The organism is Terrirubrum flagellatum, assembly GCF_022059845.1.
In the GTDB taxonomy this organism is placed as follows: domain Bacteria; phylum Pseudomonadota; class Alphaproteobacteria; order Rhizobiales; family Beijerinckiaceae; genus Terrirubrum; species Terrirubrum flagellatum.
The window spans coordinates 4,608,152-4,625,691 of record NZ_CP091851.1 but is presented as its reverse complement, the minus strand read 5'-3'; the positions used below and the strand labels follow the sequence as shown (position 1 = coordinate 4,625,691).

Here is a 17,540-nt window from a genome sequence, read left to right as displayed (position 1 = left end):
GCGCCGTCTAAAATGCGCAAAGCGGGCTATGCTCTAAATACGATCTTAGAAATTAATATACGTGACAATTACATAGCGGTGCCCAGTTTCATCTCCTCCGGCGCGCCATATCCGAATACCCAAAGCGTCATCTCGAAAACGAACCGGCGCCTAGATCACGCCGCATTTTGATTGAACCAATCAAAATGCGGGAACGTGATCGATTCCAAAAGTCTAGAGCATGGCTTTTGCAGCGCGAACGCTCACGTTCGTCGCGGAAAAACCGGTTTCCACTTTTTCGCGCCATGCTCTAGTCGCCGCTACGCTGCTGAAGGCGCTCGCGCCGCTACGCCTCGCGCTTTCAGAAGTTTCACCGCATCCTTGTCGAATGAGACTAAGCATTCGGCGCCGAGGAAGCTTCCGGAATAGGCGATGACGCCGTCGGCGAAATCGCCGCCTGCCTCCATGAGCGCAAGTCCGGCTTCCGCGGCGGGCCGATCCGTTGCGACGTTGCCTGCATTGATCAGGCGGCGGATCGCTTCCGAAATTTCCGGAACGGGAATTCGATAGCCGCGCGACAGAACCCGGACGAGTTCGCAGAGCGTCGGCAAGGTGAGCGCGACAAGCTCGGCTTTCCCGAGTTCGGCTTGCGCGATCCTGCTTTGGGTCGGGTGATCGCCTGCAAGGGCTCGGACAAGGAGATTCATGTCCGCCGTGATTTTCACCGCCGTCCGGCCCAGCCTTGTGCGGCGATTTCGCCGATCTCATCGATCGAGAGCGAAGGGGCTCCCTTGCGCTTCAGCAGGTTGAAGACATCCGAAATATCGCCAGCGGGCGGCGCGGCCTTCATCTCGACGCGGCCGTCTGGAAGCTTGTCGATGACGACTTTTTCGCCGGGCTGCACGCCGAGATGCCTGAGAAGGTCCCGGCGCAACGTGATCTGCCCTTTTGCTGTGACGGTGAGCGCGCCCATGAAACGCCTCCGGTTACGGATGAAAGGTAAGGCGAAATATCCTTACTTTCAAGATGCGCCGGACCGAAAATCCGGGTCAGGGTCGGCGTCCCGCCGTAGCCCTACCGGAGTCTGGGCGTCGAAAGCGTCAGAGACCGCAGGATGCGCGTATAGACCGGGATCCTCTCTGCTATCCGCGGCGAGGCCTCATTCGATGTGATGATCACCATTCCATCGGCGCTTGTCGCCACGATCACCTGCAACTCGACATGCGGGGTTATCGACTCGTCGATGAATGTCTGCTTCAGGCCCTCCCAACCGGAGCCGGTGACGGCGAGCAAGGGCGAGGTCGGCCGCTGGGTGCGGAAGACGCTGGAGATGAGCTGCTCGACGCGAGCTCGCGACGGCTTCCCCGATTTGCTGACGTAAGCCGAAATGGTCACAGCTCCGCGTTTGTCGCCAGGAATGATGTTGAGGATATTTTCGTCTCTCTCGAGCCTCCAGTCGCCGGGATGCTCGACGCTGTAGAACCCGGTGGGGCTCTGGTACGTGACCCATTTCAGTTCGTCCGCGGCGACTGATGTGGCGATCGCGGCCGCCGCGAGCAGGATGAGAGCGGTTGCGATCATTCTGCGCGAGACGAAATCGCGGACCAGATTGTTTGCAGCCGACATGAGAATTCACTCCGGTCCGCTCAGGGGACGACTTATTCCACTACGCCAGTCAGCTCTTATCTGGAGGTTGAAGCTCGCGCCGTCACTCCACGCATTTTTAGAGACGTCACCGCATCTTTGTTGAACGCGCCGGCCGTGATTCTCATTGCCGCCCGGCCTCCCGATCCACGACACGCAAGCATGTCATTGACGGCGCCGCCTGAACGCTCTGTCATGAGGCGGGCCATGGGGGGGAGGAAAGCATGAAGCGCCGGATTTCTGCGATCACCACAATCGCAGCGAAAATCTCTTGTCACGTTTTCGGAGCGGCATTCGCCGTTCAACTCGCTGTAACGCCCGCATTCGCCGACGGTGCGATCGCGCTGGGCCGACCGGCCAATATCGCCACGGCTGGCGTCGCGATCGGGGTCGCGAGCAACTACGCCGACACCGTCACGGCCGCCCAATCCGCACTGGAGCAATGTCGCAGCAACAAGAGCGCGCCGGCCTCAACCAAGGCGCTGTGTCGGCTTGTCGCCCACTTCAAGGATCAATGCGCGGCGGTCGCTCTCGACAGGAAAGACGGCACGCCGGGTTTCGGCTGGTCCATCGGCGTCGACAAGGCGAGCGCCCAGGACGAAGCGATGGCCGTGTGCAGGGCGACCGCAGGCAAGGGCAGAGAAAAATTTTGCGAACAGAGCATCTTCTATTGCGACGGCGCCGCGCGACAACCATAGGCGGTCAGGATCATTCGCCATTGTCGTCGCGATTGACCTGAGATCACATCCGTTCCGACAATAAGCGCGCTCTCGTCACGGGATCGCGCATCATGGCTCATATCGTCTTCATCCTGCTGTTCGCCGCCGCCATCGGCAGCGGCGTGGTCGGCGGGATGTTTTATGCTTTCTCCTCCTTCGTAATGGCGGCGCTCGGCCGTATCGCGCCAGAGCAAGGCGTCGCGGCGATGAACGCGATCAATGTCACCGTCATCACGCCGTCCTTCATGGTTTTCTTTCTGGGAACGGCGCTGCTCTGTCTCATTCTCGGCGGCGGCGCTGTTTTCGGATGGGGCGGCGGCGGCGCTAAATTCATTCTCGCAGCGAGCGTGCTTTATTTTGTCGGCTGCTTCGGCGCGACCGTGATCTTCAACGTGCCGCTGAACGACCAACTCGCCGCCGTCACGCCAGCGGATCAGACCGCGGTGTGGGTGAACTATCTCGATCGCTGGACGATGTGGAACTCCGTCCGCGCCGCAGCGTCGATCCTCTCCGCCATCCTGTTTACGATCGCGCTGCTCATGGGCTGACGCCGCGGTCCGCGCCGGCCGTCCGTCAGGGCGCAGGCTTGCGCGCGAAGTCGATGAAGGCTCTGAGCGCCGCCGGCAATTGTCGCCGACTGGGATAATAGAGGAAGAAGCCGGGATAGAACGGGCACCAGTCGCCGAGCGCGCGCAGGAGGCGGCCGTCGGCGATCATGTCGCTGACCTGTTCCTCGAACACATAGGCGAGGCCGACGCCGGCCAAGGCCGGAGCGATCATGAGATCCTGATCGCTGACGATAACAGGACCATTCACCTCGACTTCCATCTCGACGCCGCCGCGCTCGAACTCCCAGTTGTAGAAAACGCCGCTGAGGAAGCGATAGCGGATGCAGGGCAGATGCTTCAGATCCTCGGGTTTCGCCGGCATGTCGTGGCGTCTGAAATAATCGGGCGAGCCGACGACGGCGAAGCGATGCCTGGGTCCGATGGGAACGGCGATCATATCGGCGGCGATCGTTTCGCCGAAGCGGACGCCCGCATCGAATCCGCCTGACACGACATCGACGAGCGCATTGTCGCAGACCAGCTCGACGTTCACTTCGGGATAGGCCTCAACGAAACGCGAGACGATCGGCATCAGGACAAGCTGCGTCGCCAACCGGGACGCGTTCAGGCGCAAGGCGCCGACGGGCCGGCCGCGGAATACGTTCAGATCCTCGATCGCGTCGTCGATGTCGCGGAAAGCCGGGCGGAGCCGTTCAAACAGCCGCGCGCCGGCTTCCGTCAGCGCGACGCTGCGAGTCGTGCGGTTGATGAGCCTGATGTCGAGCCTCTCCTCCAGCGTCCGCAGGGCGTGGCTGAGGGCGGACGGCGTCACGCCCAACTCCACGGCCGCCTTGCGCAGGCTGCTATGGGTCGCGATCGCGAGGAAAACCGACAGGTCGTTCGGGCTGATGCGGCTCATTGATGAATTCAGCTCAACAGCTCATCGCAAATCTAGGCGATTATCTCATCATTAGCGAGGTCGTATCTCCTTTCTGCCGGCAGGGACATCCAGTCCCGCCCGCGAGACAGGAGAAACCCTATGCGCGTTTGGTTCATCACCGGAGCGTCCCGAGGATTCGGCGCGCTCATCGCGGCCGAAGCTCTCGCCGCCGGCGACGCGGTCGTCGCGACCGCGCGCGATCCGAAATCCGTCGCCGAGCGGTTCGGCGATCATCCCAGACTGCTGCCCGTGGCGCTCGATGTCGCCGATGAGGCGCAGGCTCACGCCGCCGTCGACGCGGCGCTGAAGCGCTTCGGCCGCATCGACGTGCTGGTGAACAATGCCGGCTACGGATTGCTGGCCGCCATCGAGGAGGCGAGCGCCACGGAAGTCGAGCGCCTGTTCCGCACCAATGTCTTCGGCCTGCTCAATGTGACGCGCGCTGTGCTGCCGCACATGCGCCGCCAGCGTTCGGGCCGCATCATCAACATGTCCTCGGTCGGCGGATACGCTTCCTATTATGGCTGGGGCGTTTATGGCGCGACCAAGTTCGCGGTCGAAGGGCTGACTGAGGCGATGGCGCTCGAACTGGCGCCGCTCGGAATTCATGCGACGGCGGTCGAACCCGGTTTTTTCCGCACCGATTTTCTCGATGCGCGCTCGCTCGCGACCGCGCAGCCGATCGCCGATTACGCCGACACGGTCGGCGCCATGCGCGACCATGCCGCCCGCATCAATCACAACCAGCCGGGCGATCCCGCAAAGCTCGCAAAGGCGATGATCGCGCTCGTCGAAGCGGAAAATCCGCCGGTGCGCCTGCCGCTTGGCAGCGACACGCTTGAGCGCGTGCAGGCGAAGAATCGCAGCGTCGAAGCCATCATCGCGCAATGGGGCGATCTCGCGCGCTCGACCGACAGCGTCGCCGCGTGATCGTCACGCGGCGAATTCCAACTCACTCATCAAACCGAAGGAGACCGTCATGACTGTTCTGCAGACTCCCGCGCTCAATCCTGCCAGCGCGCTCGCCGCGATGAAGGGAAGCCATGTCGCCTTGCGCATGCCCGACTATCAGGCTGCGAAGCAATGGTTCATCGAGAAGCTCGATTTCCGCGTCATTCACGAATGGCCCTTCGGCGACCTTCAGCTCGCCTATGTCGCGCCTGCGAATGACGACGAGTTCTGGATCGAGATTCTCGGCGGCGGCGGCGCGCCGACGCCGCGCGCGGACTATGCCGATCTCGGCGATAGTCTGCGCCTGGCGGGCTATCACCATGTCTGCATCGATGTGAAAAGCGTCGATGAGACCGTCGCGGAATTGCGCCGGCGCGGCGTTGCGATCGTGGGCGACGCGTTTGATTTGCCTGCGATCGGCCGTCGGCTCGCTTTCTTCAGCGATCCCTGGGGCAATCTCTACGAACTCGCCGAAACGATCGCCTGATATCGCTAGGCAAAACAGGCGCGCTGACGCCGCGCGCCGGTTCATCTTGCGCCTGAAAGCGGACTCCGAGGCGTTCGATCGCGGCGTCGCGCAATTTCCCGACCGGCCCAAGGCCGCTTGATCCCGTTTTCCGCGCAGTTTGTTCGCTCGCGACGCCTTTTCATCACGCCGCCGCCTGCTAGCGTCGAGATCAATAAGATCAATAGCAGGGAGGAGCTGACGATGCGCCGGAAATCGACAAGGCGCGCGCGCTTCAAAGGCTTTGCGGCGTGTGGCGCGGCGCTGATCGGCGCCGCCATGGTTTCGGCGACGGGCCAATTTGCTGACGCCATTCCGCTCGGCCCCAATCCTGATCAATCTTGCGCCGCTCTCGCGGGAGCGGTCTCCGCCGACGCGATCGGCGTGAAGAGCGGGCCGGCTGTGATCGACAGCGCGGTGATCGCGCCCGCGACAACTTTCGCGGTGGCGGAGAGGGGCCCGAGCCCCTCGGCGCGCATCACGCCCGCGACGCCCTCCTTCTGCAAGCTGCTCGGTCATATCGATCCGATCCATCCGAACACGCCGCGCATCAATTTCGAAATCAATCTGCCGCTCGAATGGAATGGCCGCGCGGCGCAATATGGCGGCGGTGGCTTCAATGGCGTGCTGATCACGGGCCTTGCGCTGCCGCCCGCTTTTCCCTTCGACAGACCGTCGCCGCTGGCGCAGGGCTTCGTCACCTACGGCACCGATTCAGGCCATCAGACCAAACCCGGCGAAGAGGCGCCGGCCTTCGCCGCCAATGATGAAGCCTTCGAGAATTTCGCGCATCTCGCCTACAAGAAGGTGCGCGACGTCGCGGTCGCGACGGTGAAGCGCGCTTATGGCAAGGCGCCGGACAAGCTTTATTTCCTTGGCTCGTCAGAAGGCGGCCGCGAAGGCCTCACCATGGCGCAGCGCTATCCCGCTGACTTCGACGGCGTGTTCTCGCGCGTGCCCGTGATCAATTGGGTCGGCCTGCAGCATGCGGGTTGGGCGAGCGGCCGCGCGCTCATGGGCAAGGGCTATCTTACGTCTGCGCATGTGAAGCTTGTGCATGACGCCGTGCTCGCCGCATGCGATCGCGCCGATGGCGTCGCGGACGGGATCATTTCGAATCCCGTCGCCTGCAAGAGCGCGTTCGATATCACAAAGCTCGCCTGCTCAGGCGGACAGAGCGGCGACGCATGTCTCTCGCCAGAACAAGTGAAGGCGGTGCAGACCCTGCACGCGCCGTTCAGATTTTCGGAGCCGCTCGCCAACGGGCTCGATGATTATCCCGGCTGGGGCGTGTCGGGCGAAGCGACGCAGGGCTTCGCGTCAACGGGCGGCTGGCCGTCCTGGTGGAGCGGATCGACGCCGCCGGCGCAGCCGCCTCAACCGACCAACGGCATCGCCTGGATCTATGGCAGCGGCGGCATGCGTCACGTCATCCTTCGCGATCCCAACGCCGACGCGACGGTCTACGACCCCACGAAACATATGGAGCGCATCAGGCAGGTGTCGGCGCTGATGGATTCGACCAATCCCGATCTCTCGGCCTTCGCCGCGCGCGGCGGCAAGCTGATCATGCTCGAACATATGGCCGATTATGCGCAGAGCCCCTACGCCGGCATCCGCTATTTCGAATCGGTGCAGAAGAAGCTCGGCGCGGAGCGCGTGCGCGGTTTCGCGCGACTCTTTACGGCGCCGGGAGTCGATCATGTCGGCTCAGGCGCGCCGGCGAATGTCGACATGCTGTCGGCGCTCGTCGACTGGGTCGAGAAGGACAAGGCGCCGGCTGGTCTTGAACTCATCGAGCAGAGCGTCGAGGCGACGCCGAAAACCTCGCGCGCGCGGCCTCTCTGCGAATGGCCGATGTGGCCGCAATACAGATCGGGCGATGTGAACGACGTGAAGAGTTTCGCCTGCGTGAATTGAGGCTGGAGCGCTCGCGCTGGAATGACGGTGGAAGGGTTCGAGCCAAAATCATCGTGCTCTAGAACAGCAGCCGCGCGCGCACCGTGCCTTCGAGCGCCCTGATCTCTTCGAGAATATCCTGCGCGTCGGGCAGCGGCGGGGTCTCGACGACGACATAGCCGATCTCGCCGTCCGACTGGTAGCTCTGCGCCAGGATGTTCACGTTGCGCTGGCTGAACACATTGTTGAGTCTGCGCAACATGCCCGGCACGTTGCGCTGGACATGGATGAAGCGCGTCGCGTCGCTGCGCGCCGCAAGCTGCACCTGCGGGAAATTCACCGCGCCGACGGTCGAACCGACATCGGAATAATCGATCAGCTTGCGCGCGACCTCCGCGCCGATGCGCTCCTGCGCCTCTTCGGTGGAGCCGCCGATATGCGGCGTGAGGATGACGTTCGGCAGGCCCTGCAGCGGCGAGACGAAGCGTTCGCCGTTCGCCGCCGGTTCGATCGGGAACACGTCGATCGCCGCGCCGGCGAGATGTTCGGAGCGCAGCGCCGCCGCGAGCGCGTCGAGATCGACGACCGTGCCGCGCGAATTATTGATGAGACAGGCGCCCTTGCGCATCGCGGCGATTTCGCGCGCGCCGATCATGCCCTGCGTCGCCGGCGTGTCGGGCACATGCAGCGAGACGATGTCGCTCTGCTTGAGAAGATCGGCCAGCGTGTCGACCGGCTCGGTGTTGCCGTGGCGGAGCTTGTCGGTCTGATCATAGAAGATCACTCGCATGCCCATGGCTTCCGCGAGATTGGAGAGCTGGCTGCCGATATTGCCATAGCCGACGATGCCGAGCGTCTTGCCGCGCACCTCGAAGCTGCCGATCGCCGATTTCTCCCAGCCGCCGGCATGGGCCGCGACGGAGCGATCGGGAACGCGGCGCAGCAGCATGACAATCTCGCCGATCACGAGTTCGGCGACGCTGCGCGTGTTGGAGAAGGGCGCATTGAAGACGGGGATGCCGCGATCGCGCGCCGCCTGCAGATCGACCTGATTCACGCCGACCGAGAAGCAGCCGACGGCGAAGAGCCGGTCGGCCGCCGCGAGGATTTCCTCGGTGAGCTGCGTGCGCGAGCGGATGCCGAGAATATGGACGCCCTTCAGCGCCGCAGAGAGATCGCCCTTGTCGAGCGCCTTCGGCAGCCGGGTCATGTTCGAATAGCCGGCCTGGACCAGTGCGTCGGCGGCGCTGTCATTCACGCCTTCGAGCAGCAGGACGCGAATCCTGTCCTTGGCGAGTGAAAGCAGGTCGGGCGAGGCGGGCATGGCGGCGGACCGGAGGATTTCGGCCGGCCCCTAGCTTGCGCGCCTATGTCGAGGCAAGTCGCGAAAGGCCGCAGGCCTCTGCGGCGCTCTCCCGCCCTTTCGTCAGCCCTCGCCCAGGAAATAGTCCAGACTGCCGGGCGTCCGATCCTTGAAGTGCTTGTCCTGCCAGCCGGCGTCGGTGCGTAAGAGCCCGTGCGGCTGGGAGTTGGCGGCCGCCTCGGCAAACGACTTGATCTTTCCGCTCTTAAGCTGATCCCGCAGATTGTCCTCGAGGCGGGCGCGGAAGACGTAGTGATCGTAGAGGTCGATCACATGCACCGCGTAGGAGATCGCCAGCGGCCTGTTGCCGCGCACGATGAGCAGATTGTCATCGTTGCAGTAGGAGGCCTTGTAGCCGAGGTTGTGGCTGCCGGTGATGACGGCGCAGTTCTTCTCGTCCAGCGGATCGATGACGATGATCTTGTCATGGATGATCGCATGGCCGGCGGTGAGAAGTTCGGGCCTGAGATTGCCGAAGGGGATGCGCACCGCCGCGGCGCGGATCATCACGATGCGGCTCTGGTCTCCACCCGGCCACCAGATCGCCGGCGCCGGCAATTTCCGCTCCTTGCCCTTGGCGTCGATATAGGTCTCGTCGCCGCCGTCTTCCTTCGGCGGCGGCAGCGCCTTTGGATCGCTGACCGCGCCCATGACGAACAGCTTCTTCTTTTTCTCGGCGAGCAGCGCCGCCTCGCCGATGATGTTGTTCTTGCCGGAAAGGCCGGGCAGGAAAGTCAGGAACATGATCGCCTGCTTCGCCTTGTCCATCATCTCATAGACGACGGAGAGATCCGGGGGCCGCTCCGGATCGTTCTTGGGTACGGTGACAGCTTCGGTGTTCGGCGAGCGCCAGAGCTCGACGCTTCCCGATTTGCCAAGCGAGCGTTCGCCGGCTGACTTTTCGTTCTCCTCGCGCAGCTCTTTGCCTTGCTTGCCGTTGCTCGGCTTCGCGCCCTTCACCTTCTTGCCCTTCGGGTCAGTGACGGTGACAGAGACGCGTTTCGGCTGCTTGTCTTCGCTCAGCGCCTTCCAATAGTCCCAGTAATCATTCGCGATGTCCGCATCCTCGATGATGATCGAGTTGTTCGACTGGGTGCAAAGCCCTGTCTCGGTCCAGTTGGTGCTGCCGCTCAGCACCGCGACCGCTTTGTTGTTTTTCACAAGGACGGCGAATTTGTTGTGGCCGATGCGCGCGCTGGTGTTGAACATGCGATCGATGACGCGGCCCTTTAATTTGCCTGTCTCGAGCGCGTGGAGCTTGCGGCGCGGATCATCATTCTCCGTGTCCCAGGCGACGGGCTGCCGATCTTCCTTCGGCGTTCCCTTCGGGTTGGGATTGAGATTGCCCGCCGTCGACAGGATGATGTGAATGAGGCCCTTCTTCATGCTCTTGAGCAGAAGCTCGATCAGCTCGGGGTCGTGCAGCTCATAGAGCGAGAGATAGACTTCTCCTTTCTCCTTCTCGGCGCGTTCGAGCAGACGCTTCAGGAAGGCGAGAACATCGCCGGTCAGGAAGGAGCGGATGTCCGATTTCGGATTGACGATTTCCTTCTTCAGGGTCGCGAGAAGATGATTCTCCTTCTGCGCCGCGGCTTTCACGCGCGTCTTCTTGTCGGGCGACGCGGCGTCCTTCAGCACTTTCTTCGGCGGCGCCTTGCCGACCGATTCGAGCTGCCGGACCATGTTCTGGGTCGACAGGATGCCGTTCGTGAAAGTCGCGGAGACCTTCGCTTTGCCGTCGCCATAATCATGCGTGACGTCGATCGGGTCCGTGAGCGTCGGTTCGCCGATCTGGAACAGTTGCCGGTGCGGCCCTTCATAGCTCGGCTGTCCCGTGGGGTCTTTTTCGGGCGCGGTCGGCGAAGCCGGGATTTTCGTGCGGCCCGGCCCGTCGAGGCCCACCGGCACGATTTCATAATGCACCTGAAAATCAATCGGCCGCACCTTCGTGGTGTCGCGCGACTTGCGCAAAGTGAGATCGCGCCATTCGAATCGCTGGATCGGCCAGACCGAGGAATCCTGTTCGTTCCAGTTCGGATTGTTCTGGTCCTGGAACGCCACCCAGGTCGGAAGGATGCGGCGTTTGCCCTTGTCCGCGCCCGACAGGTGAATGCGCGTCACCATGAAGCCGAGGCAATCGTCGATCTTCTCGTCAATATCCCATGCGATATACGCGACTTCGCCGTTGCACCAGGCCCCGGCCCGCTTCACCAATTTCATAGCCGTCTCCACAATTTGAAACACGCAATGAAAAGATGAGATGTCATAACGCTGCGGCGCCGCGCAGGCGAGCCGCGCTTTTGCGAAAGAAGGGCCGCGGAGTGAATAATTATTTAGAGCGCGGCTAAGTTTTTGAGCGTGCGAATTGTCGGCTATGGAGGCGTCGCCTTGGGAATTTGTCCGGGACGAGCCGGCCGTTCCGGAGAAAGCTGCGCATCTGGGCCGCCCGCCGATTTTCGCCGCCATCGGGTCGCGAATCGGGATTGTGACCGACAGGCGTGGCGCCGGTGTCTCCCGGTCAGACAGGCGAAATGACGTCCGCTGAAACGCGATGCACAGGAATTCAAATGCAGGGGTTGAAAAACAACTCATACTAAGCAAAGCCGATGAGACTTTCGTAACGTCAATAATTCATTGATTCCGCTGCATTCGGCCCCACTCCGGCCATCAGGGTTTTTGATCAAGGTGAAAACCGCCTCGTCCTCGCTTCGCGCGGCTTCGACGCCCATGGCCCCCGCCGGGGGGATGGAACGAATGCATCAGATCGCAGCCACGCGCGCCGCCGCCTGGGCGCTTGGCGGGGAGGTCCCGCTGCTGGACGCCGAGGAATGGCGGATCGATCATCTCGGCCGCATGATGCGCTTCGGCGATTTCCTGAAGCCCGAAGCCGAGTTCGGCTGGGAGATCGCGACGATCGAGCGCGGGCTTCTCGACGGCGAGACGGGCGGCCCGCTTATCGACGCGCCTGTCGCCTATTCCTTGCCGGCTGCGTGAGGGATGGCGGGCGGAGAGCGACGAAACGGAGAATTGCGTTTACGCTGTGACCCCGCTGAAGTCACGGAGGCTTTCTAGCGACAAGCGACTCTGTTCGCTAGATCACGCCGCATTTTGATTGAATCAATCAAAATGCGGGAACGTGATCGATTCCAAAAGTTTAGAGCATGGCTTTTGCGAAAAACCGGTATCCACTTTTTCGCGCCATGCTCCAGTGTGGATTCTGCTTCTTTTGGACCTGCGACTCCGGGCTGAACGGCGAGCCGGTCGCCCGCGCCCCTCAGGCGCGTCGATGGCGCCTTCGCCCTGCTTGCGCTGGTCGGGGATCGACACCCGCGAGGTGTGGAGCCGGTTCGCAATACTCAATCAGCAATTCGGTGAGGACCCGTATCTTCCGCGCGGGATGCTGACCTGGCGGGCGGATGACATAGGCGCCGGCCGGAGGCGGCGGATGACGCGTCATGACCTGCATGAGCGCACCGGAAGCGATATGTTCATGGGTTAGGTAATCGGGCAGGTAAGCGATCCCCAGTCCTGCGGTCGCGGCGGCAACGAGAGCTATACCGTTGTCGGCCTTGAAGCGCCCCTGCGGATGAACCGTGATGATCTTGTCGCCATCCATGAGCTGCCAGCTTTCGGCGCCTTGCATGAGAGCTTCATGAGCGACGAGCTCTTCCGGCGTTTCGGGCGACCCATGCGCCTTGATGTAGTCCGGGCTCGCGACGAACTTGCCATAGATTGGTCCGACGCGTCTTGCGATCAGGTTGGAGTCCTGAAGATAGCCAACCCGTATCGCACAATCATAACCCTCCGTGATGAGATCGACGAAGCGATCGCTGTAGCATGTGTGGATCTGGAGCTGGGGGTGGCGGCGCGCCATTTCCGCAAGGATGGGAGCGAAGTGAGTCGGGCCGAAAGATAGCGGCGCGGCGACTCGCAAGCGGCCGCGCAGCGCGCCGGCGGGCGCGATCATTTCCCTGGCCACGTCGATCTCGGCGCAGACTCTCGCTGCATAGTCTCGGAACGTCGCCCCGGCTTCCGTGAGGGCGGCTCCCCGAGTGGTCCGGACGAGAAGCTGGACGCCAAGGTCCGCCTCAAGCCGGAAGAGCCGCCGGCTGACGATTGACTTGGCGACGCCGAGCCGGAGCGCCGCAGGCGAAACGCCTCGGGCATCGGCCACTTCCACGAAGGTCCGCAGCTCTTCGATGTCCATTTGGCGTTCCCATTTCTGCGACGCAGCTTGCCGCAAGAGGGCGCTACTGCATCTCGAATGGGAACGACAAATACCAGCTGAAGGCAACGCCGCCCCTGGCGCATGTCTCCCGCAAACGAATGCCGCTCATAGGCGGCAGAAAGGATGTGATAATGAGCTTCCGTAACGGTCTTGCTTCGCTTCTTCGTCCCGAAGACTCGGTGCTCGTTCTGATCGATCACCAGCCTTATCAGCTCGCAAACCTCAACAGCCACGATCCGCAAGCTGTGGTCAACTACACGACCGCGCTGGCCAAGCTAGCAAAAGCCTTCAATGTTCCGACCATTCTCACCAGCGTGATCGCGGCGCGCGGTGGACTTCTCTTTAAGCAGATCACCGACGTATTTCCGAACCAGGAAGTCATCGATCGCACCTGGGTGAACACTTGGCAGGACGAGAATGTGGTGAGCGTCGTCAAGGCGACCGGCCGCAAGCAGCTGATCATCGCCGGCCTGTGGACCGAGGTCTGCGTCGCAATGCCTGTCATCCAGGCCGCCGGCGAAGGTTGGGACGTGACCGTGATCACCGACGCGTCTGGCGGGATTTCGAAGGAGTCTCACGAAGTCGCCATCCAGCGAATGATCGCGGCCGGCGCGAACGTGATGACCGTGATGGCGCTCGCCGGCGAATGGCAACGTGATTGGGCGCGCACCGAGCATGTCGAGGAGCTGACCGAGATTCTTATCCAGCACTTCAGCGGCAGCGGCATCGCATATCTGTGGGAGCAGCAGTTGCTCAACACGCCGGCGCCGATCGCCGCAGGCTGAGCCGAGCGGGGGTGATGAGAATCTTGGATGGCGCGTTGCGGAAATCTCGCTGCTTATCGAGCCTCGTCATCCCTCTCGACAGGAAGGGCTATCCAGGTCGGAGCGCGGGAACCATGACATGTCGCGCGGCCGCCTGTCTCATTGATATATAAGTCAACTTGTGCGGCGCACGGTGAGCGGCAGATGGCGGGCCGTGAACGATGAAGATGAGAACTGTGTCTGCGTTAGACACCTAGGGCACCGTCTTAAGAGTGAGTGGCTTGCGAGGAAGGCGCTTCTTCCTCCGACAATTCATCGGCGCCCAGTCCCCGCAGGATGAGAGTGATGATGCGCTCTGCCTGCCGCTTCCCTGCGGCGGAAGGGGCAATTCGCAGAACGCTGGAGAGAAGCACCAGCACATCTTCCGGGTTCGCGCCGCGCCGGATGCTGCTGGTATTCTCGCAGGCGGCCATGAGGCAGCGGACGGCTTCTGTCAGGAGCCGGAAGGTTTCCCGGAGATCCTGATCGGATACGACGGCTCGCAGCGTGTCGCCGACGCCGTGCTTCATGCTGCCAAGCTGTGCGAACCGATCGCACCATGCCCCGAGGGCGAGTAACGGCGGGTGTGCATCCAGCAGCGCGGGCGCGAGATCGACCAATCCCCGGATTTCCTTGTGATAAACGCCCGCCAGCAAGGCCTCGCGGCTCGGGAAGTGTCGATAAAATGTGCCCGGACCGACCCCGGCCGCCTTGGCGATCGCATTCAGTGATGTCTGGGGATCGGCGACGAACGCATCGCGCGCCACATCAAGGATACGGTCGCGGTTGGCCTGAGCGTCTGCGCGCAGCTTATCCTTGTCGTCCTTCATTGGCCTTGCCTAAGCGGAGAGTTCTCCGGTAAGAGTTGTAACCGGAGAGTCGTCCATTTATCATGGCAGGGAGAAGAAGATGCAATACGTCAAGCTTGGCGACACGGGCCTCGACGTGTCCCCGATCTGCATCGGCTGTATGGGGTTCGGCGACCCGTCGCGTGGTCACCCGGCTTGGTCGCTCGACGAGGAGGCCAGTCGGCCGGTGATCCGCCACGCAATTGAGCAGGGCATCAATTTCTTCGACACCGCAAACCTCTATTCTGTCGGCAGCAGCGAGGAAATCCTCGGCCGGGCGCTGAGGGACTTCGCCAATCGTGACGCGATAGTCATCACCACCAAGCTGGCGGCGCCGATGCGCGACGGGCCAAATGCAATGGGCCTATCGCGCAAGGCGATCATGACCGAAATTGACCATAGCCTCAGGCGGCTCGGCGTCGACCATATCGATCTTTATCAGATCCACCGCCGCGACCAGCGCACGCCATGGGAGGAGACGCTGGAGGCGCTCCATGATCTCGTGAAGATGGGCAAGGTGCGCTATCTCGGTGCGTCGTCGATGAAGGCCTGGGAGTTCAGCAAGGCGCTGCACTTGCAGAAAGCGAACGGCTGGGCGCGCTTCGTATCGATGCAGGATAATTACAACCTGCTCGCTCGCGAAGAGGAGCGCGAGATGCTGCCGCTTTGCGCGGATGAAGGCGTGCAGGCGATCATCTACAGCCCGCTCGCGCGTGGCCGCCTCGCGCGCCCTTGGGGAACGACGACCGAGCGTTCGCAATCGGAGCCCACCGGCGCGGAACAGAATGAAGCAACCACAGACAGCGATCGCAAGATCATCGAGACGGTCGCCGCCATAGCGGCAGAACGTGGAGTGAGCCAGGCGCAGATCGCGCTTGGTTGGCTGCGCCGCAATCCGATTGTCGCCGCATCGATCGTGGGGTCGCTCAGAACGAAGCACATCGTTGATGCAGTTGCTTCGCTCTCGATCACGCTGACGGACGATGAAGCCAAACGACTAGAGGCGCCTTATACGCCACGACGAGATCATCAGGGCGTGTCCGATCCGGCGGTGCTCGCCCGGGCCGCGGAAGCTGCGACTGGCTTCAGGGCGGACGCCAACGGGTGGCCGGCGCATGGTGATAGGAGCACGCCGCCCCACGAGCGGCCAGCAAGCTGACGACAACTTAGGATCAATCGGTATCGGCCTGAGTGTCTTTATCGAGACGCCAGATCACGCCGCATTTTGATTGAATCAATCAAAATGCGGGAACGTGATCGATTCCAAAAACTTAGAGCATGGCTTTTGCAGCGCGAACGCCAGCGTTCGTCGCGGAAAAACCGGTATCCACTTTTTCGCGCCATGCTCTAGGGTCGTAGGTCGCGCCAGATAGCCACTCGTAGCGGCCCGCAAGCGGTTTTTGCTTCTAAGATGGCCGATTAAACCAACGACGACACAAACCTCGTTCCGCTGTCGAAGTTGTCGCAAAATCCCGAAATCTGCGACATGGTTTTGTTCGCGCAGAATGTCCGGCTCGCGGTTGCACGATCAGGTCCGTTGAATGTCTTGGTCGGCGGTGTTTGGCGGACAGGGCGGGATTCGAACCCGCGATACGGTTCCCCGTATACACACTTTCCAGGCGTGCGCCTTCAACCACTCGGCCACCTGTCCGTGCGCACGCCTGATGAAGGCGCACGCGAATTTTATCAAGGACGCGCCGGCGGAGCCGGCGCTGTGCGCCTTCAACCACTCGGCCACCTGTCCGTGCATGGCGCCCGAAGGCGCCCGCATTCGGGCGCGCTTATGGCCGCCCGCGCCCGACCTTGCAAGCCGCCTCTTTGCCGGCGGCTGGGCAGGCTGGCGCAATTGCGCCGGCCGCCGCACATAGAGCCGAATGATCCGCGCGTTTATCCGCCTGATCGGCTTCCTCTCCCTGTCCGCCGGCTTCGTCGCCGTGGTGCTCGACGGCGTGCGCTTCATCGCGACCGGCGCCTTCGCCTTCCAGCCGCTCGGCGTCCTCGCGAACTCGCTCTTCCCCGCGATCTACCCCCAGATCGAGCCCGCGGTGACGCGCAACATCCATCCCCTGCTCTGGCCCTATGCGCTGGGGCCGCTGTTCGAGCAGCCCGCCTTCGCCGTGCTGGGAATCCTCGGCGTGATTCTGCTCTGGATCGGCCGTAAGCCGGCGCCAACGATCGGTTTCGCCCCTCGATAATGGTGGAACATGGCGCGAAAAAGTGGGAACCGGTTTTTCCGAGACGAGCGCAAGCGTTCGCTCTGCAAGAGCCATGCTCCAAATTTCTGGAATCGATCACGTTCCCGCACTTTGATTGATTCAATCAAAGTGCGGCGTGATCTCACCTGACGCAGGCGTGATGCGGAGCGACGCTGCGAAAACCGCCGGGATCGCTTATATCTCGGTGTAACCAAGGAGCCGCCATGCAGTTCTTCAGGAAGAAGCTCGAAATGCCGACCGCCGCGACCGCCCTTCCCGGCCGCGCCGAGGCGATCCCGACCGCCACGACCCATTTCGTCAACGGTCAGCTGCTGAAAGGCGAAACGCCTGCCGGGCTGGAGACGATCTATTTTGGCCTCGGCTGTTTCTGGGGCGCGGAGCGCAAGTTCTGGCAGCTTCCCGGCGTGTATGTCACCGCCGTGGGCTATCAGGCGGGTGTGACGCCGAATCCCACCTATGAGGAGGTCTGCTCGGGTCTCACCGGCCACAACGAGGTGGTGAAGGTCGTGTTCGATCCGAAGAAGGTCTCGCTCGACGAGGTGCTGAAGACGTTCTGGGAAAGCCACGACCCGACGCAGGGCATGCGCCAGGGCAACGATATCGGCACGCAGTACCGCTCGGGGATCTATGTCACGAGCGCTGCGCAGCGCGCCGCCGCCGAAGCCTCGAAGAAGGCCTATGGCGCGGCGCTGGCGACAAAGGGCTATGGTCCCGTGACGACGGAAATCGTCGACGCGCCGCCGTTCTATTACGCCGAGGATTATCACCAGCAGTATCTCGCCAAGAATCCGGCGGGCTATTGCGGCCTTGGCGGCACCGGCGTGTCTTGCCCGATCGGCACGGGAGTGGCGGCTTAGCACGCGTCATCCCGGGCGCATCGCAGCACGCCAGTGATGC

18 protein-coding genes and 1 tRNA gene are annotated in these 17,540 nt (G+C 62.4%); 10 read left to right on the top strand and 9 right to left on the bottom strand.

Features of this window, described 5'->3' with window-relative positions:
* Positions 1–299 precede the first annotated feature (299 nt).
* The 3 genes from L8F45_RS22365 to L8F45_RS22355 form a co-directional block, all read right to left on the bottom strand.
* A complete protein-coding gene (locus tag L8F45_RS22365; protein WP_342360042.1) occupies positions 300–704 on the bottom strand; it encodes a type II toxin-antitoxin system VapC family toxin in 405 nt (134 codons plus the stop codon).
* Entirely contained in the window at positions 701–952 is a 252-nt protein-coding gene (locus tag L8F45_RS22360) for an AbrB/MazE/SpoVT family DNA-binding domain-containing protein (RefSeq protein ID WP_342360041.1), read from the bottom strand. The genes L8F45_RS22365 and L8F45_RS22360 overlap by 4 nt, the downstream gene beginning before the upstream one ends.
* Before the next feature lie 101 nt (positions 953–1,053).
* Entirely contained in the window at positions 1,054–1,605 is a 552-nt protein-coding gene (locus L8F45_RS22355; protein WP_342360040.1) for a hypothetical protein, read from the bottom strand.
* 242 nt (positions 1,606–1,847) lie between these two features.
* Here L8F45_RS22355 and L8F45_RS22350 point away from each other — a divergent pair, with 242 nt between their 5' ends.
* Together L8F45_RS22350 and L8F45_RS22345 are read left to right on the top strand one after the other, a co-directional pair.
* A complete protein-coding gene (locus tag L8F45_RS22350) occupies positions 1,848–2,321 on the top strand; it encodes a DUF4189 domain-containing protein (RefSeq protein WP_342360039.1) in 474 nt (157 codons plus the stop codon).
* A 92-nt stretch (positions 2,322–2,413) separates the two neighbouring features.
* Positions 2,414–2,890: an anthrone oxygenase family protein gene (locus tag L8F45_RS22345; RefSeq protein WP_342360038.1), complete on the top strand. Its 477-nt coding sequence runs from the start codon at positions 2,414–2,416 to the stop codon at positions 2,888–2,890.
* A 25-nt stretch (positions 2,891–2,915) separates the two neighbouring features.
* Here L8F45_RS22345 and L8F45_RS22340 read toward each other — a convergent pair whose 3' ends face one another.
* Complete coding sequence (locus L8F45_RS22340) at positions 2,916–3,809, bottom strand: LysR family transcriptional regulator (protein WP_342360037.1); 894 nt, start codon at positions 3,807–3,809, stop codon at positions 2,916–2,918.
* Between the two features lie 120 nt (positions 3,810–3,929).
* Here L8F45_RS22340 and L8F45_RS22335 point away from each other — a divergent pair, with 120 nt between their 5' ends.
* The 3 genes from L8F45_RS22335 to L8F45_RS22325 all read left to right on the top strand — a co-directional run bounded on the left by L8F45_RS22335 (position 3,930) and on the right by L8F45_RS22325 (position 7,206).
* On the top strand, positions 3,930–4,760 hold the full coding sequence (locus tag L8F45_RS22335) for an oxidoreductase (protein WP_342360036.1): 831 nt from the start codon (positions 3,930–3,932) through the stop codon (positions 4,758–4,760).
* A 49-nt stretch (positions 4,761–4,809) separates the two neighbouring features.
* On the top strand, positions 4,810–5,268 hold the full coding sequence (locus L8F45_RS22330) for a VOC family protein (protein WP_342360035.1): 459 nt from the start codon (positions 4,810–4,812) through the stop codon (positions 5,266–5,268).
* Positions 5,269–5,490: 222 nt separating this feature from the next.
* Positions 5,491–7,206: a tannase/feruloyl esterase family alpha/beta hydrolase gene (locus L8F45_RS22325; protein WP_342360034.1), complete on the top strand. Its 1,716-nt coding sequence runs from the start codon at positions 5,491–5,493 to the stop codon at positions 7,204–7,206.
* 58 nt (positions 7,207–7,264) lie between these two features.
* On the opposite strand, the gene serA is transcribed toward L8F45_RS22325, so the two are convergent.
* Positions 7,265–8,509, bottom strand: a complete 1,245-nt coding sequence (serA, locus tag L8F45_RS22320; RefSeq protein ID WP_342360033.1) for a phosphoglycerate dehydrogenase — start codon at positions 8,507–8,509, stop codon at positions 7,265–7,267.
* A gap of 102 nt (positions 8,510–8,611) precedes the next feature.
* Entirely contained in the window at positions 8,612–10,768 is a 2,157-nt protein-coding gene (locus L8F45_RS22315; protein ID WP_342360032.1) for a phospholipase D-like domain-containing protein, read from the bottom strand.
* Positions 10,769–11,302: 534 nt separating this feature from the next.
* On the opposite strand from L8F45_RS22315, the gene L8F45_RS22310 reads away from it, so the two are divergent.
* Positions 11,303–11,542, top strand: a complete 240-nt coding sequence (locus tag L8F45_RS22310; protein WP_342360031.1) for a hypothetical protein — start codon at positions 11,303–11,305, stop codon at positions 11,540–11,542.
* A 280-nt stretch (positions 11,543–11,822) separates the two neighbouring features.
* On the opposite strand, the gene L8F45_RS22305 is transcribed toward L8F45_RS22310, so the two are convergent.
* The gene (locus L8F45_RS22305) at positions 11,823–12,755 is read right to left on the bottom strand and encodes a LysR family transcriptional regulator (RefSeq protein ID WP_342363543.1); all 933 of its coding nucleotides are present in this window, start codon (positions 12,753–12,755) and stop codon (positions 11,823–11,825) included.
* A 152-nt stretch (positions 12,756–12,907) separates the two neighbouring features.
* Here L8F45_RS22305 and L8F45_RS22300 point away from each other — a divergent pair, with 152 nt between their 5' ends.
* Positions 12,908–13,561, top strand: coding sequence for a hydrolase (locus L8F45_RS22300; RefSeq protein WP_342360030.1), 654 nt, complete (start codon positions 12,908–12,910; stop codon positions 13,559–13,561).
* Positions 13,562–13,806: 245 nt separating this feature from the next.
* Here the strand turns inward: L8F45_RS22300 and L8F45_RS22295 are convergent, their stop codons facing one another.
* The gene (locus L8F45_RS22295) at positions 13,807–14,409 is read right to left on the bottom strand and encodes a TetR/AcrR family transcriptional regulator (RefSeq protein ID WP_342360029.1); all 603 of its coding nucleotides are present in this window, start codon (positions 14,407–14,409) and stop codon (positions 13,807–13,809) included.
* Between the two features lie 79 nt (positions 14,410–14,488).
* On the opposite strand from L8F45_RS22295, the gene L8F45_RS22290 reads away from it, so the two are divergent.
* A complete protein-coding gene (locus tag L8F45_RS22290) occupies positions 14,489–15,586 on the top strand; it encodes an aldo/keto reductase (RefSeq protein ID WP_342360028.1) in 1,098 nt (365 codons plus the stop codon).
* Positions 15,587–15,988: 402 nt separating this feature from the next.
* Here the strand turns inward: L8F45_RS22290 and L8F45_RS22285 are convergent.
* Positions 15,989–16,078 (bottom strand) — tRNA-Ser (locus L8F45_RS22285).
* A 223-nt stretch (positions 16,079–16,301) separates the two neighbouring features.
* Between L8F45_RS22285 and L8F45_RS22280 the strand changes: the two genes are divergently transcribed.
* Positions 16,302–16,622, top strand: a complete 321-nt coding sequence (locus tag L8F45_RS22280; RefSeq protein WP_342360027.1) for a hypothetical protein — start codon at positions 16,302–16,304, stop codon at positions 16,620–16,622.
* 224 nt (positions 16,623–16,846) lie between these two features.
* Positions 16,847–17,500, top strand: a complete 654-nt coding sequence (gene msrA / locus L8F45_RS22275; RefSeq protein ID WP_342360026.1) for a peptide-methionine (S)-S-oxide reductase MsrA — start codon at positions 16,847–16,849, stop codon at positions 17,498–17,500.
* Positions 17,501–17,540: the final 40 nt, after the last annotated feature.